The following is a 13,165-nucleotide window of genomic DNA, read 5'->3' on the forward strand; positions in this document are numbered from 1 at the left end:
GCGCGACAGCGCATCGCTGCAAAAGCCAGTCACTCCGGCCATGCTTGTGGCAGCCTTCGCGCAAGCAAGAAGAAGTGAGTTCTGCCATGACCGACCGCAAGGCCGAAGGCCTGCCGAGCGCGCCCTGGCGCGCGTCGGCGGCCTACCTCTACACGCTCGATCTCGACAGCCCCGCGCTCGCGTGGGAGTACCTGCGCCGCCATCCGCAGTACCAGGCGGACTGGGCACGACGCGCCGCATCGCTTGAACGGTGGGGGTTGCGACAGCGCCGAAGATCCCCGTCTCGATGCGCGCGAAGCGCAGCCGTTCTGGATCACGGCGGCTGACGAGTTGCTGCACGTGCGCGCTTCGCGCGCGCACGGTGCGCCGACTCGGCCGGCGTTCGATCTTTGGCGCGTGCCTGGCCGCAAGCGCCTGGCGCTCGGCGGCTCGGGCCTCACGTTGCTGACCGAGGTGTCCGCGCAGCGGCTGCCCATGTCACTGGCCGACGACCTCTGCGATGGCGCGGCCTACACCTGCGCCGTCCCACTTGGCCCTGGCCTGCGCGGCCAGTTGGATGCGTTCAACGCGCAGGCACAGCTTCTGCGAGGCCAAGCCCCCGCCGTGGATTCCTCACGGGCTGTCACCCGCGCCGCACTGCTGCATCTTCGCGCCTTGCAGGCGCTCGATGGCGCGCAGGCCGGTGCGTCGCACCGCGAGATTGCCCAGACCCTGTTCGGTATCGAGGCCAGAGCGCGCTGGCATGCCGATGGCGAGTTGCGGGCTCAGGTTCGGCACCTGCTGCGGCGTGCCGAGGCGTACATGGCCGGTGGCTATCTGAGCCTCGCGGGCATACAGCGCAGTGCAGCCGATGCCCCCGGAGACGAACCGATGCGCTGAATATCTCCCTGCGCAAAAGGGCCCTTACTCCCGAGACTGCCTCCATTGGGCTGCGAATGGTTCGCGGCCCCGCGACAACGATGGAGGCCCTCATGGCAAGTGCCAGTTCCCCGTTTTCCGCCCGCGCTGCGATGGCTGCGCCGCGGCCCCTTGCGGCACCCGCCGCGCCGGCCAACCCCGAGTTCCTGACCACCGACGAGGCCGGTACATTCCTGCGCTTGTCGCCGCGCACGCTGGAGAAGCATCGTGTGCTGGGCGGTGGGCCTCGATTTCGGAAGTTCGGCTCGCGCGTGGTCTACGCGGTCGAGGATCTGCGGGCCTGGGCGAACAGTCGGGCCTATGAGATGACGTCCGATCCCGGCTACGTGCAGCGCGACTCCGTCCGCTGACCGGCAAGCAGGGCAGGGAGTGTCATCCATGTCGAAGCGCCCCTCCGAACGCGAACAGCTGTCGCTATTCCGCGCGCTGCCGGGCGCTGACATGGCGCTGCGCGATGCGCAGGACCTGATGGCCTACCCGTTCTTCTCGCTGGCCAAGTCGCCGCGCACCGTGCCGATCCGTTTCGAAGCCGGCGGCGTCTCGCTCACAGTCGAGGGGGTGCCCGAGCACGGCATTGCGACGATCTGGGATGCCGACGTGCTGATCTGGGCCGCGAGCCAGATCGTCCAGGCCAAGAAGGAAGGCATCGCGCCTTCGCGCCTGATGGTGGCCACGCCCTACGAGATCCTGCGCTTCGCGCAGCGCGGCACCGGCCGCAGCGACTACCTGGCGCTGCGCGCCGCGCTGGACCGGCTGCAGTCCACCACTGTCGCCACGACCTTGCGCCAGCGGGAGCGTCCGAGCGGCGCGATGCGCGTGCACCGCTTCTCCTGGATCAATGAGTGGAAGGAATACATCCGCTCCGACGGACGCGCCGACGGCATCGAGTTGATCCTGGCCGACTGGTTCTTCTCGGGCGTGATGGACGAGGCCTTGGTGCTCACGCTCGATCCCACGTACTTCCAGCTTTCCGGCGGCATCGAGCGCTGGCTGTATCGGTTGGTGCGCAAGCATGGAGGGCGGCAGCCCGGCGGCTGGCGCTTCGCCATGCGCCACTTGCACCTGAAGTCCGGAAGCCTGCAGCGCCATTCCGACTTCGCGCTGCAGGTGCGCCATCTGGTGCGGCGCCAGGCGGTGCCGGGCTACCGGCTGTCCCTCGAGCGCAGTGGCGGCATCGAGTGGTTGGCCTTCCGACCGACGCCGGGCGAACTGTTTCAAAGCGACTTATCCACAGTTTCTGTTGAAGAACCTGTGGATGACGTGGGGACGGACTCGGTGGATCGCCCGCACGACCCTCGGTGGATCACCCGCAGAAACATCGGTGGATCGCCCGCACCGATCGGGCCGGAGGCCGCGCCCGGCAACGGCTTCGGGACTGCCTAAACATCTAAAGGGATACATAAATGGAAGTCACGCGCGCGCGAGCCGAAGCTGCTCAAACAATGGGCAGTGCTTTGACCGAAGCAGCCCAAGCAGGTCAGAGTGCCGAAAACCGCTCGCCAGGAAGTGGGCCTCGGCCCGGCAAGGTGATCGCACTGCTCAACCAGAAGGGCGGGGCGGGCAAGACGACGCTCGCCACGCATCTGGCCGGCGAGCTGGCGATGCAAGGCCGGCGCGTCACGCTGCTCGATGCCGATCCGCAGGGCTCGGCCCTGGACTGGGCGCAGCGGCGGCTTCAGAACGGTCAGGCGCGGCTGTACGGCGTCTTCGGATTGGCGAGGGACTCGCTGCACCAGGAGGCGCCGCAAATCGCCTCGCAGGCCGACTACGTGGTCATCGATGGCCCGCCGCGGGTCGCGGCCCTTGCGCGCTCCGCGCTGCTGGCGGCCGACCTGGTGCTGATCCCGGTGCAGCCCAGCGCCTACGACGTGTGGGCCAGCCACGAGATGGTGCAGCTCGTGATCGAAGCGAGGGTGTTTCGGCCGCAACTGCGCGCGGCCTTCGTGATCAACCGGCGCGTGGTCGGCACGGTCATCGGGCGCGAGGCGCGCGCGGCGCTGGCCGATCAGCCGTTCGCCGCGCTGCACGCCGAAATCTCGCAGCGCATCGTGTTCGCCGACAGCGTTGCTGCAGGGCGGCTCGCCTGCGAAGCGGCGCCGACGTGCGCCGCGGCGCGCGAGATCGCTGCGCTGGCGCAGGCCGTGCGGGAGATGCTGCGATGACGTCGCGAGCGACATCGACTTCGCCGAAGCGCGCGCCGATCGGCCGCAGGCCGGCTGCCGATCCGGCGTCGGCCTGGGTGCGGCGGGCCGACGAACCAGCAGGCGCGGACAAGGCGTCGATTTACACCGCGCGCCTGACCATCGACGTGACACCCGCGTTGCGAGGCCACATCAAGGTGGCCGCGTTCAAGCGCGACGTCACTGCGGCCGAGATGCTGCGCGAGTTGCTTGAGCGTGAGTACGGCGGAGGTGAACCGTGATGCAGTCGCGGCCGCTTTCTGCGCAGTCCTTGCCCTCAGCCGTCGTATGTCCGGGGACCACGCGCGGGCCCACCTCCATGCGGGTGTCATTGGCCTTCGTCGAGCATCGCGTGAACGTCTGGCTGCGCTTCGGTCGGCCGGCGCGCGAGACCATTCTCGATCGCTGGCGGCGCGTTGCGATCTTCGAGCCGGATGCGGTCTGCTGCCGCGTCAAGTGGATCGGCAACGACTACGGCACGGCGCTCTGGCAGCTGATGGTGCTGCAGGCCCCCATGCCGCTCGACGGCGCGCAGCGCGTTGCCGGTGTACAGCCGGGCGCGCGCATTCTGCTGCGCGCCGACGGCGAGATCCAGGTCAAGGCCGTGCTCGCGGCGGTCGACGCCATCGAGGCCTCGGGCATCGACCCGTGCGCAGCGGCCGTCACGTACTGGCGCACGGTCGGCAACCGGCTGGCTGCGCGCCAGCCGCTGCCGGTCTACACCGCCGAGCGGCATGCGGCGCATCTGGTGCGCGGGGCGCTGCGATGACGCCGCGCCTGCTCTTCGCCTGCATGGGCGTCGGCCTGGCTGCGCTGTGCGCGCCGGCCGTCATGCCGGTGGCGACACGCGACCGCGTGTTCATCGTTTACAACCCGAGCGACAGCGTACCGCGCGGCTGGTACCGCATCGGCCGCATGGAGAACGCAGACTCGCTGCACGTCGGCAGCATCGTGCTGGCATGGCTTCCGGCCGACGTGGCCGCCTTCGCGGCTCAGCGCGGCTACCTGCCGCGCGGCGTGCCGATCCTCAAGCATGTCGGCGCGCTTGCGCCGCAATCGGTGTGTGTTCGCGAGCACCTCGTGCGCATTGACGGCGCCGTGGTGGCGAGCACGCGGACGCATGACGGCGCGCATCGCCCGCTGCAAGCCTGGTCGCAATGCCGCCCCCTTGCGGGGGGCGAACTGTTCCTGCTCGGCGACACGAACCCGGCGTCGTTCGACAGCCGGTATTTTGGGCCCATCTCCGCGTCGGCCGTGTTGGGCGTCGCGCGGCCTTTGTGGACGTGGAGTTCGCCATGAAGTTCGCGATATCTCGCGATCGAGCATGCCGCCGAATCGCAGCCGGACGTGCGTCCCTGCTGCACCCTTTCGTGCAGAGAGCCCGCCGCCAGCGTGCAGCGCGAGCTGCACCGCCGCTGCCTCACAGGCAACGTTGCGCGCCCCGTGCGCGGCTGGCGGCAGGTCGGAGCCGGGAGCGGATGCGGGAGGCGAAATCGCCGAGGTGCAGGGAGGGCCAGATAAAAGGGGCGGCACGCCGCCACCCGCAAAGTCAGTCTGCACGTGGGTTGGGCGCGGCACGGCACCTGTCGATGCCGGTGCTGCGCCGATGCGCAACGCCACGTTGCTGCGGCCTTGCGCGTGTGCCGCTTTCGATCCCTTGCGCGTCATCGCTCCAGAGTGCCCGCCTTGGCTTCGCGTAAGGAACTGGATGGCGAGCGCTTTCGTGTCCGGCCCGCGGCCCCGAAATCCCACGCAGGACCGCGCCCGGAGCGCTTTGTGTCCCGGGTTCTCAAGGAAGTCTCGAAGGCCGGCGCCAAAGCGTCGGGCAAGCGGGCAGGACGGCCTGCATCGACCTTTGGCCGGGGCCGCGTCGCGGCCGGCATGGCCGGCGGTCGCCTCGGCGCGCATGCTCGGCGCGTGGTTATCAAGGCCCGCTTCGTGGTGCTCCGGAAAGCCGGCGCGAACTCGGTATCCACGCACCTGCGCTACATCGAGCGCGATGGGGTGACACGCGACGGGCAGCGCGGGCAGGCTTATGGTCCCGAGACCGATGCCGCCGATCTGAAGGCCTTCGAGGAGCGGGGCAGGGGAGATCGCCAACAGTTCCGCTTCATCGTCTCGGCCGAGGACGCGGTCGACCTGGAAGATCTGCGCGGTTTCACGCGGCAACTCATGCAGCGCATGGCGGTGGATTTGGAAACGCCGCTGGACTGGGTGGCCGTCGATCACTGGGACACCGACAACCCGCACACCCACGTCGTCTTGAACGGCCGGACCGCGGGCACGGAAGACCTCATCATCGCGCCGGACTACATCGCCCGGGGCATGCGCATGCGCGCCAGCGAGATTGCTACCGAATGGTTGGGGCCGCGCACCGAGACCGAGATCCGGCAAAGCCTCCAGCGCGAAATCGAGCAGCAGCGACTCACCGGCCTGGACCGGGCCTTGATGCGCCAGGCCGTGGCGGAGACCGTGGACCTGACCGGTCGGCCCGAAGACCGGCAACGGCAGAACGTGCTGCGGGCGCGGCTGCAGCGGCTCGAAGCCATGGCGTTGGCCGAGCGGGTCGATGCCAACCAGTGGCGGTTGGCGCCGGACATGGTGCGGACCTTGACCGCGATGGGCGAACGCGAGGAGGCGCTGGACACCATGCGCCGGGCACTCAAGGGCCAGCAGCGTGAATGCGTGCTGGAGGACGCGTCGACCACCCCCGTCATCGGCCGCATCGCGGGTAAGGGCCTGACCGACGAACTGCACGACCGAGGCTATCTGGTGGTCGATGGCATTGATGGCCGGGCGCACTATCTGAAACTACCGCCCGGTGCCGATCTCTTGGCGTTTCCGGTGGACGGCATTGTGGAGGCGAAGACGCCGGGAGGGGAGCGGGCGGTCGACCGCACTATCGCGGCAATCTCCCAGGACGGCATCTACAAGACCGCGAATCACCTAGATCGACTGCGGCAGGCGGCATACCGCGATCCGCTGGCCACTATCGATGTTCATGTGCGACGGCTGGAAGCGTTGCGTCGCTCTGGCATTGTGGTGCGCGTGGCCGATGGGGTCTGGCGAGTACCGTCTGACTTAGCGCAGAAGGGCCAGCAGCACGATACGCAGAAAGTCACGGCTCCGGTCATTGAACTGCGCTCGCACTTGCCGATCCACCAACAGGTGCGAGCCATCGGCGCGACCTGGCTGGACCGGCAATTGATTGGAAATGGCGATGGACTAGCGGCGCACGGTTTTGGCGCCCGGGTGCGCGATGCAATGCGCGGCCGACAGGAATTCCTGGTCGAACAGAGGTTAGCTGAGCGACGCGGCCCGCATGTAGTTCTTTCGCGCAATCTGCTGCACACCTTGAGGGAGCGCGAGTTGGTGGCCGTCGGAGGGGCTCTGCAAGAGCGGACAGGCCAGACCTATCGGCCTCTTGGGGAGAATGGAAGAGCGAGTGGCATCTACCGTTGTTCTATTCAACTCGTGAGCGGGCGCTTTGCGGTGCTTGACGATGGCATGGGGTTCACCTTAGTGGCGTGGCGACCTGCAGTGGAAGTTCGGCTGGGGCAACACGTCTCTGCTGTGGCCCAGGGAAAGTCAGTCACATGGCATTTCGATCGTCGGCGAGACATGGCAATTTGACGCCCACGTAGGTGAATCACAAGTACGGCGACGAGCGCGGCGTCCGGCTGGAAGACACGCATCGAAAAATGCTCCATCTTTCGATAGAGCCGACGGCTGTAAACATGCTCAATGCGGTAGTGGCCCATAGCACCTGCAGGCGCATTGGGCCATGCCCAGAAATGCTCGACTGCCCTTCGTAGCCGAGTGCACGCCTCGCCCTTCTTCAATACGAATCTCTTCCGCACGCGCCACCAGCTCCCAGCGGCGACGTTCGGACAGCGCCAGATTGCGGAACGCCTCCGGCGTCCCGCCTACCGGTTCGGTGCTCGGCGCCCATCTCCAGCATGCGCCGTCGGACCTGTGCACTGCGAAGGATGCTGGCCGATCACGATCCTAGCCGCCACCGGCGCTTGCGGCCATAACGAACAGGCTGCCTTTGACCAGCGTTCGGAGCCGCGAGACCCGTCACCGGCATCGTCAAGCGGATCTGGGTCTTGAACCGCACCGCGATTTCGACCTATGCCCGTGTCAATGCGCAGCCCATTTAATCGATGAGATGTCGACCCCTTCCTTGTACATATCCCACAGCGGACTCAGCAGGCGAAGCCTCGCCACAGTTTCCGTGACTTGCCGGACCACCGCATCGATCTCCGCCTCTGTAGTGAACCGCCCAAGCGTGAACCGAATGGAGCTGTGGGCGAGTTCGTCGCTACGACCCAGAGCGCGAAGCACGAAGGATGGCTCCAGAGAAGCGGAGGTGCAGGCGGAACCCGACGACACCGCAATGTCCTTCATTCCCATGATGAGCGACTCCCCCTCGACGTAGTTGAAGCTCATGTTGAGGTTGTGCGGCACCCGGTGCTCAAGACTGCCGTTGACATACACCTCCTCCATTTGGGTCAGGCCTGCGCTGAGCCGGTCCCGCAACTGCCTCACACGCGCGGACTCTGCCTCCATTTCGATCTTCGCTAGGCGAAACGCCTCCCCCATACCAACGATCTGGTGAGTCGGAAGGGTCCCGGAGCGCATCCCGCGCTCATGACCCCCACCATGGATCTGCGCCTCGATCCGAATCCGCGGCTTGCGACGCACATACAGCGCCCCGATGCCCTTAGGACCGTAGACCTTGTGCGCGGTCACAGTCAACAGATCGGCGTTGAATGTGCTGAGGTTGATCGGGATCTTGCCCGCCCCCTGCACCGCGTCGCAGTGGTAGACGATGCCGCGATCACGGCACAACTGCGCAATCTCCTCGACTGGGTTGATCACACCGATCTCGTTGTTGACCAACATGATGGACACCAGAATCGTGTCGTCGCGTAGGGCTTCTCGCACCGAATCTATGCGTACGCGGCCGTCGCTCTCAACGTCGAGGTATGTGACCGTGAACCCTTCACGCTCCAATTCTCTGCACGTGTCCAAAACAGCCTTGTGCTCCGTCTTCTGCGTGACGATGTGCTTGCCCTTGCCGCTGTAAAAGTGAGCAGCACCCTTGATGGCGAGGTTGTTGCCCTCGGTGGCACCAGAGGTCCAGACGATCTCACGCGGATCGGCTCCTAAGAGACTTGCGACGTGGGCGCGCGCCGTCTCCACAGCACTTTCTGCCTCCCACCCGTAGACATGACTGCGTGAGGCAGGATTTCCGAAATGCTCACCAAGGTAAGGAAGGAGTGCGGCGACCACTCGCGGGTCGGTTGGGGTCGTCGCCATGTAGTCCATGTAGATCGGACGAGAAGGGGGGGAAGGCAAAGTCATACGCGTGAGTCCAGGTTGCGGGTGTGTCTAAGTGTGAGTGCACCAGAAAGGCAAGCTCTGCGCCATTAAAGTGCCTCTTGTATTCCTTAACTACCCTAGTTGACAGATGTATATGGCGAATATAGCATTGCCTCGCAATCACAAGGAGCACACCATGGTTATCGATCGCAGAGGGTTCTTGGCCGGCGCTGCAGGCGCAGGTTTGGCGGCTACTTTTCAGCCCGCGTGGGCGCAAACAAAGGAGGCAGTGCGAATCGGTGTGCCGACAGGCGTCACGGGCAACTGGTCGGCTCTTGGATCGCAGATCCAGCGCACGTGCCGACTGTTCGCGAAGATGGTAAACGCCAAAGGCGGCATCGACGGTCGTCAGGTCGAGTTCTTTTTCGAAGATACGCAGGGGGACCCCGCTGCGTGCGTACGCAAGACCTCCGAACTGATCGAAGGCCGCGGTGTCAAGTTGATCACCGGTGTCATATCCAGCGGCGAATCCCTGGCCATCATGCCGCGCCTTGCAGATTGGAACGCCCTGTACTTGGCAGGCATCAGCGGTGTTGGATCGCTGACGGCGCAGAACTTCGTCCCCAACGCTTTCCGCACTTGCACTTCCGGTCCCATGCGTGCCCGCGCGATCTCGCTCTGGTTCGCCAAGTCGCCCAAGATGAAGTTCTTCACTATCGCCCAGGACTACGCCTGGGGGAAGAACAGTCTTTCGACGTTCGAGCAGCTCATAGGCGGCCTGGGCAAGCAAACGGTGGGAAGCGTCCTGACGCCCCTCGGCACCAAGGACTACTCCAGCTACATCGCTCGCATCCGTCAAGCCAAGCCGGAAGTGCTTTACGTCGCCATGAGCGGCGACGACGCCACTGCCTTCCTCAAGCAGGCTGGCCAATACCGGCTGGGCGAGCAGATGCAAATCGTGACTGAGGTCTTGGATCTGTTGAATACGCGACCGCTGGGCGATGCCGGCGTAGGGTTGTATGGTGTGAGCCAGTACAACTATTCATACGATACCGCCGAGAACAGGGAGTTCAACCGTATCTTCCGGGCCGAGTACAGCGAAATTCCGGACACGTACGACGGCGAGACCTGGCAAGGCTTGAGCTTGCTCGCAGAAGGGGTGCGACGTGCCAAGTCCGTCGATGCGATGACGGTCAGAAAAACGCTGGTTGACTTGGAGATCGAGTCGGTCAAGGGGCGGGTGAAGCTGCGTGGCTGCGACCAGCAAGGCGAGCAAAGCGTCTTTATTGCGCGTCTGGAGAAGAGTGCGGATGCGAGTTACCCACTCCCCAAGATCATCGAAACGTTCAGCTCGGATGCAGTTATTCCGGCCTGCCGCAAAGACACGTTTTGACGCGAGCGTTGACCGCTGAGCCCGTCGCTAGAACATCAAACCTCACGAAAGACGCACTATGAGTGTGTTGCAACTTTGGCTCAACCTCGGGCTGAACACGCTATCCCTCGCATCGCTCCTAGCGATGCTCACGGTGGGCTTGACGCTGATTTTCGGCATCATGCGCATCATGAACTTTGCCCACGGGGCGATGTACATGTTTGGCGCTTACGTCGGAATTTCGGCGGCCCAATGGGCCGGTAACTTCTGGGCTGGACTTCTGCTCGCGGCGCTGAGTGCCGCGGCCGTTGGAGCCATTTTTGAATCAGGGCTTCTGCGCCACCTTTATAAGCGCGACGCAAGCAGCTTCCTTTTGATCACGTTTGGGCTGAGCCTGGTGCTCACCGAATCCACGCGCCTTGGGTGGGGATCAAACAGCCGCGACGTCCAACTGCCCGAAGCGCTCGCTGGGGTGGTGTTCGTCATGGATGAGCCGTTCCCCCTCTACCGCGTTTTCCTGATTGTTTTCGGGTTGACCGCTTTGGGCATCCTTGCGATCGTCATCTTGAGGTCTCGCCTGGGCCTGCTCATCCGTTCGATCTCGCAGAACGCAGAAATGACTCAGGCACTAGGTATCAATGTCGGGACCATCCGCACGTTGACCTTTGCCGTGGGTTGCGGTTTTGCTGGATTGGGTGGTTTCCTTGCCGTCCCGCTAATCACGGGTTACATCGGCATGGGCAGCGCGGCCATCATCGAATCGTTCGTCATCGTGATGATCGGGGGTATGGGCAGCTTTCTCGGATCCGCTGTCGGCAGCCTGCTGGTCGCCACCACACAGTCGTTCGGCAACTTCTACTTTCCCGACCTCTCGCTGGTGGTTACCTACCTCCTGATGATTGGCGTTCTGCTTTATCGCCCGGGTGGCTTGTTTGGAGAAGAAGAGTGATGAAGTACGCCGTTCCCGTCGTCGCCATGCTGGCGGCGGCCCCATTCGCTCTCCAGAGCTACCAAGTCACGCTGTTGACGGAAATACTGATCTTTGCGCTGTTTGCTATGAGCCTGGACGTGCAAATGGGCTACGCACGCATGTTCTCCTTCGGCCACGTTCTGCCGTACGGTGTCGGTGCGTATGCATGTGCGTTCGCGTTGCAGGCTGGCTGGCCGTTGCCCTTCGCGATTGCGGGCGCCGTGCTGGTTGCAACGCTCCTCTCCATTCCGATCGGATGGTTAAGCACACGGGCGAGTGGCGTCGCCTTCGCGATGCTGACGTTGGCCTTTGCGCAGCTCGGCTACGCAATCGTTTTCAAGTGGAACACATTTACAGGCGGTTCGGATGGCCTGACCGGCTTTGCACGCAACGCAGGCCCCTTCGGGTTCGAGGGGTTCGTCTCTCGCGACGGCTACTTCTGGCTTGTTCTGATCGTCGTGTTTGCGATGTACTGGTTGGCCCGAGGCTTCATGAACTCCGCGATGGGTAGGGCCGTCGTCGGCGTTCGCGAGAACGAACGACGTGCCAGCGCCCTCGGGTACGTGCCGAGGAGCTTGCGCGTTGTCGCCTTCGTCGTGTCCGGCGCGCTGGCCGGCGTGGCGGGGTCGCTTCATGCTGGGTTCCTGCTGTTCGTCTCTCCAGAGATCTTGCATTGGACGCAGTCGGGGCACGTCATCATCGCCGTCATTCTTGGCGGAACCGGCACCCTGATCGGCCCGATGATCGGAGCCGCCTTGATCGTCCTTGCTCACCACCAGTTGAGCGCAGTCACCGACAGTTGGCCATTGGTAATGGGGTTGCTGTTCATCATCGTCGTCATTGCTGCACCCAAAGGCCTGTGGGGCATCAAGGCTTCGCTCGCCGCCAGGATTTCCCAACGCCGCGCGCCCCCCGCTGGAGAGAAACATGCCGCTTCTTGAATGTTCTGGTCTTATCAAGCGCTGGGGAGCGGTCACGACGGTCGATGACGTGAGCCTCACCGTAGATGCAGGCGAGGTGGTCGCACTCATTGGTCCGAACGGGGCGGGTAAGAGCACCGTGTTCAACCTGATTGCAGGCGCGATAAAGAAGACCGCTGGAGCCGTGCGCTTCGCTGGTGAAAGTGTCGAACACCTTTCCGCGTATGACCTGGCTCAGAAAGGCCTGAGTCGTACGTACCAAATTACCTGCTTGTTTCCGCAGCTGACGGTCCTGGAAAACGTCCGACTGGCCGTTCAAGCCAGATCTCCCGGGCGGCTCAGGCCGATGGCGTCGAAGGCTTTTGTCGACAAGACCGAGGCAGCGGCGATGGAGTGGCTAGCCCGAGTCCGTTTGGCTGATTGCGCAAACCGCACGGCTGGGCAGTTATCCCATGGCGATCAACGGTTGCTGGAGATTGCGACGGCCCTTGCGCTTCAGCCTAAGCTGGTTCTTCTGGACGAGCCCACGCAAGGCATGTCGGTCGAAGAGACCCGCGCGACGGTGAGATTGCTCAAGTCGTTACTGGAGGACGCGCCCATCGCGGTGCTGCTGGTGGAACACGATCTGGAGGTCGTGTTCGGCGTTGCGGACCGCATTGTCGTACTGGATCAGGGGCGCAAGATCGCCGATGGCAAACCGGAGGCGGTGCGAAACGATCCGGCGGTGCAGCGCGCATATCTGGGGGTGGCACATGCTTAAAGTTGATCGGCTGGAAGCCGGCTATGGATCCGGCAAGGTTCTCTTCGGCGTCGACTTTCAGGTGCCCAAGGGTGAAGTGACCGCAATCATCGGGCGAAACGGCGTGGGTAAGACCACGACGCTCAAGACCGTCATGGGCATTGTGCAGGCGTCTTCCGGCACGGTGTCGCTCGATGGCCTCGATCTGAGTCGCAAGCCAGCGCACGAAGTGGTGAGAGCGGGCATTGGATACGTGCCCGAAGGCAGGCAGATCTTCCCGGCGCTGACGGTCCTTGAGAACCTGCGCGTGGGCCAGCGCAGCAAGCCAAAAACTTGGACCGAAGAGCGGGTGCTCGACTTGTTCCCCAACCTTCAGCGCCGCATCAAGAACGCAGGTCACGCGCTTTCTGGTGGTGAGCAGCAGATGCTAGCGATCGCCCGAGCTTTGGTGACGGACGTCAAAGTCCTGATGCTCGACGAGCCGACACAGGGCCTGGCACCCATGGTGGTCCAACAGATCGGTGACGTGATCAAGTTGCTGAAGTCCGAAGGGGTCGCGGTCCTGCTTGTCGAGCAGAACCTGAACCTCACCGAGCGCATCTCGGACCGCATCCTGGTGATGTCCAAAGGAAAAGTTGTGGAGACGCTCTCCATCGCCGATTTCAAGGCCGACGCGGAGCGCGTCCATCGTCAGTGGCTGACGATCTGAACATCTTTCGATTGAGAATCAGGAGCTAT

Annotated in this window: 14 protein-coding genes and 1 pseudogene; 14 read left to right on the forward strand and 1 reads right to left on the reverse strand. The window is 64.1% G+C overall.

Annotation, left to right across the window (positions count from 1 at the left end; all coding sequences use genetic code 11):
• Positions 1 to 86: 86 nt before the first annotated feature.
• The 9 genes and pseudogenes from AC1DSC_RS26630 to AC1DSC_RS26670 all read left to right on the forward strand — a co-directional run bounded on the left by AC1DSC_RS26630 (position 87) and on the right by AC1DSC_RS26670 (position 6,731).
• Positions 87 to 326: a transcriptional regulator domain-containing protein gene (locus tag AC1DSC_RS26630; RefSeq protein ID WP_478131950.1), complete on the forward strand. Its 240-nt coding sequence runs from the start codon at positions 87 to 89 to the stop codon at positions 324 to 326.
• A gap of 13 nt (positions 327 to 339) precedes the next feature.
• Positions 340 to 879, forward strand: a complete 540-nt coding sequence (locus AC1DSC_RS26635; protein WP_478131977.1) for a DUF2285 domain-containing protein — start codon at positions 340 to 342, stop codon at positions 877 to 879.
• Positions 880 to 971: 92 nt separating this feature from the next.
• A complete protein-coding gene (locus tag AC1DSC_RS26640) occupies positions 972 to 1,268 on the forward strand; it encodes a helix-turn-helix transcriptional regulator (protein WP_478131951.1) in 297 nt (98 codons plus the stop codon).
• Positions 1,269 to 1,296: 28 nt separating this feature from the next.
• Positions 1,297 to 2,121: pseudogene (locus AC1DSC_RS26645) on the forward strand (replication initiator protein A); the annotation flags it as partial.
• Between the two features lie 200 nt (positions 2,122 to 2,321).
• The gene (gene parA, locus AC1DSC_RS26650) at positions 2,322 to 3,080 is read left to right on the forward strand and encodes a ParA family partition ATPase (RefSeq protein ID WP_478131952.1); all 759 of its coding nucleotides are present in this window, start codon (positions 2,322 to 2,324) and stop codon (positions 3,078 to 3,080) included.
• Entirely contained in the window at positions 3,077 to 3,340 is a 264-nt protein-coding gene (locus tag AC1DSC_RS26655) for a chromosome partitioning protein ParB (RefSeq protein WP_478131953.1), read from the forward strand. The genes parA and AC1DSC_RS26655 overlap by 4 nt, the downstream gene beginning before the upstream one ends.
• The gene (locus AC1DSC_RS26660) at positions 3,340 to 3,867 is read left to right on the forward strand and encodes a DUF2840 domain-containing protein (protein WP_478131978.1); all 528 of its coding nucleotides are present in this window, start codon (positions 3,340 to 3,342) and stop codon (positions 3,865 to 3,867) included. Before AC1DSC_RS26655 ends, AC1DSC_RS26660 begins: the two co-directional genes overlap by 1 nt.
• A complete protein-coding gene (locus tag AC1DSC_RS26665; protein WP_478131954.1) occupies positions 3,864 to 4,397 on the forward strand; it encodes a S26 family signal peptidase in 534 nt (177 codons plus the stop codon). Before AC1DSC_RS26660 ends, AC1DSC_RS26665 begins: the two co-directional genes overlap by 4 nt.
• 378 nt (positions 4,398 to 4,775) lie before the next feature.
• Positions 4,776 to 6,731, forward strand: a complete 1,956-nt coding sequence (locus AC1DSC_RS26670) for a DUF3363 domain-containing protein (RefSeq protein ID WP_478131955.1) — start codon at positions 4,776 to 4,778, stop codon at positions 6,729 to 6,731.
• Between the two features lie 510 nt (positions 6,732 to 7,241).
• Here the strand turns inward: AC1DSC_RS26670 and AC1DSC_RS26675 are convergent.
• Positions 7,242 to 8,468 (reverse strand): IscS subfamily cysteine desulfurase, encoded by a 1,227-nt coding sequence (locus AC1DSC_RS26675; protein WP_478131956.1) that lies wholly within the window; start codon positions 8,466 to 8,468, stop codon positions 7,242 to 7,244.
• 154 nt (positions 8,469 to 8,622) lie between these two features.
• On the opposite strand from AC1DSC_RS26675, the gene AC1DSC_RS26680 reads away from it, so the two are divergent.
• From AC1DSC_RS26680 to AC1DSC_RS26700, 5 genes are read left to right on the forward strand one after another with little or no spacing between them, the layout of a single operon-like run.
• Positions 8,623 to 9,819: an ABC transporter substrate-binding protein gene (locus AC1DSC_RS26680; RefSeq protein WP_478131957.1), complete on the forward strand. Its 1,197-nt coding sequence runs from the start codon at positions 8,623 to 8,625 to the stop codon at positions 9,817 to 9,819.
• A gap of 58 nt (positions 9,820 to 9,877) precedes the next feature.
• Positions 9,878 to 10,747 (forward strand): branched-chain amino acid ABC transporter permease, encoded by an 870-nt coding sequence (locus tag AC1DSC_RS26685; RefSeq protein WP_478131958.1) that lies wholly within the window; start codon positions 9,878 to 9,880, stop codon positions 10,745 to 10,747.
• Positions 10,747 to 11,709: a branched-chain amino acid ABC transporter permease gene (locus AC1DSC_RS26690; RefSeq protein WP_478131959.1), complete on the forward strand. Its 963-nt coding sequence runs from the start codon at positions 10,747 to 10,749 to the stop codon at positions 11,707 to 11,709. The genes AC1DSC_RS26685 and AC1DSC_RS26690 overlap by 1 nt, the downstream gene beginning before the upstream one ends.
• Positions 11,696 to 12,448, forward strand: coding sequence for an ABC transporter ATP-binding protein (locus AC1DSC_RS26695; protein WP_478131960.1), 753 nt, complete (start codon positions 11,696 to 11,698; stop codon positions 12,446 to 12,448). Before AC1DSC_RS26690 ends, AC1DSC_RS26695 begins: the two co-directional genes overlap by 14 nt.
• Positions 12,441 to 13,136 (forward strand): ABC transporter ATP-binding protein, encoded by a 696-nt coding sequence (locus AC1DSC_RS26700; RefSeq protein ID WP_478131961.1) that lies wholly within the window; start codon positions 12,441 to 12,443, stop codon positions 13,134 to 13,136. The genes AC1DSC_RS26695 and AC1DSC_RS26700 overlap by 8 nt, the downstream gene beginning before the upstream one ends.
• The last annotated feature ends 29 nt before the right edge of the window (positions 13,137 to 13,165 follow it).

It is taken from the genome of Variovorax sp. 01N425 (genome assembly GCF_056399465.1).

What these genes read in the sequence shown, in the direction of transcription:
- AC1DSC_RS26630 (WP_478131950.1), top strand. Translation starts at nt 87, where the DNA reads ATGACCGACCGCAAGGCCGAAGGCCTGCCGAGCGCGCCCTGGCGCGCG.
- AC1DSC_RS26640 (WP_478131951.1), top strand. Translation starts at nt 972, where the DNA reads ATGGCAAGTGCCAGTTCCCCGTTTTCCGCCCGCGCTGCGATGGCTGCG.
- parA (WP_478131952.1), top strand. Translation starts at nt 2,322, where the DNA reads ATGGAAGTCACGCGCGCGCGAGCCGAAGCTGCTCAAACAATGGGCAGT.
- AC1DSC_RS26655 (WP_478131953.1), top strand. Translation starts at nt 3,077, where the DNA reads ATGACGTCGCGAGCGACATCGACTTCGCCGAAGCGCGCGCCGATCGGC.
- AC1DSC_RS26660 (WP_478131978.1), top strand. Translation starts at nt 3,340, where the DNA reads ATGCAGTCGCGGCCGCTTTCTGCGCAGTCCTTGCCCTCAGCCGTCGTA.
- AC1DSC_RS26665 (WP_478131954.1), top strand. Translation starts at nt 3,864, where the DNA reads ATGACGCCGCGCCTGCTCTTCGCCTGCATGGGCGTCGGCCTGGCTGCG.
- AC1DSC_RS26675 (WP_478131956.1), bottom strand. Translation starts at nt 8,468, where the DNA reads ATGACTTTGCCTTCCCCCCCTTCTCGTCCGATCTACATGGACTACATG.
- AC1DSC_RS26680 (WP_478131957.1), top strand. Translation starts at nt 8,623, where the DNA reads ATGGTTATCGATCGCAGAGGGTTCTTGGCCGGCGCTGCAGGCGCAGGT.
- AC1DSC_RS26685 (WP_478131958.1), top strand. Translation starts at nt 9,878, where the DNA reads ATGAGTGTGTTGCAACTTTGGCTCAACCTCGGGCTGAACACGCTATCC.
- AC1DSC_RS26690 (WP_478131959.1), top strand. Translation starts at nt 10,747, where the DNA reads ATGAAGTACGCCGTTCCCGTCGTCGCCATGCTGGCGGCGGCCCCATTC.
- AC1DSC_RS26695 (WP_478131960.1), top strand. Translation starts at nt 11,696, where the DNA reads ATGCCGCTTCTTGAATGTTCTGGTCTTATCAAGCGCTGGGGAGCGGTC.
- AC1DSC_RS26700 (WP_478131961.1), top strand. Translation starts at nt 12,441, where the DNA reads ATGCTTAAAGTTGATCGGCTGGAAGCCGGCTATGGATCCGGCAAGGTT.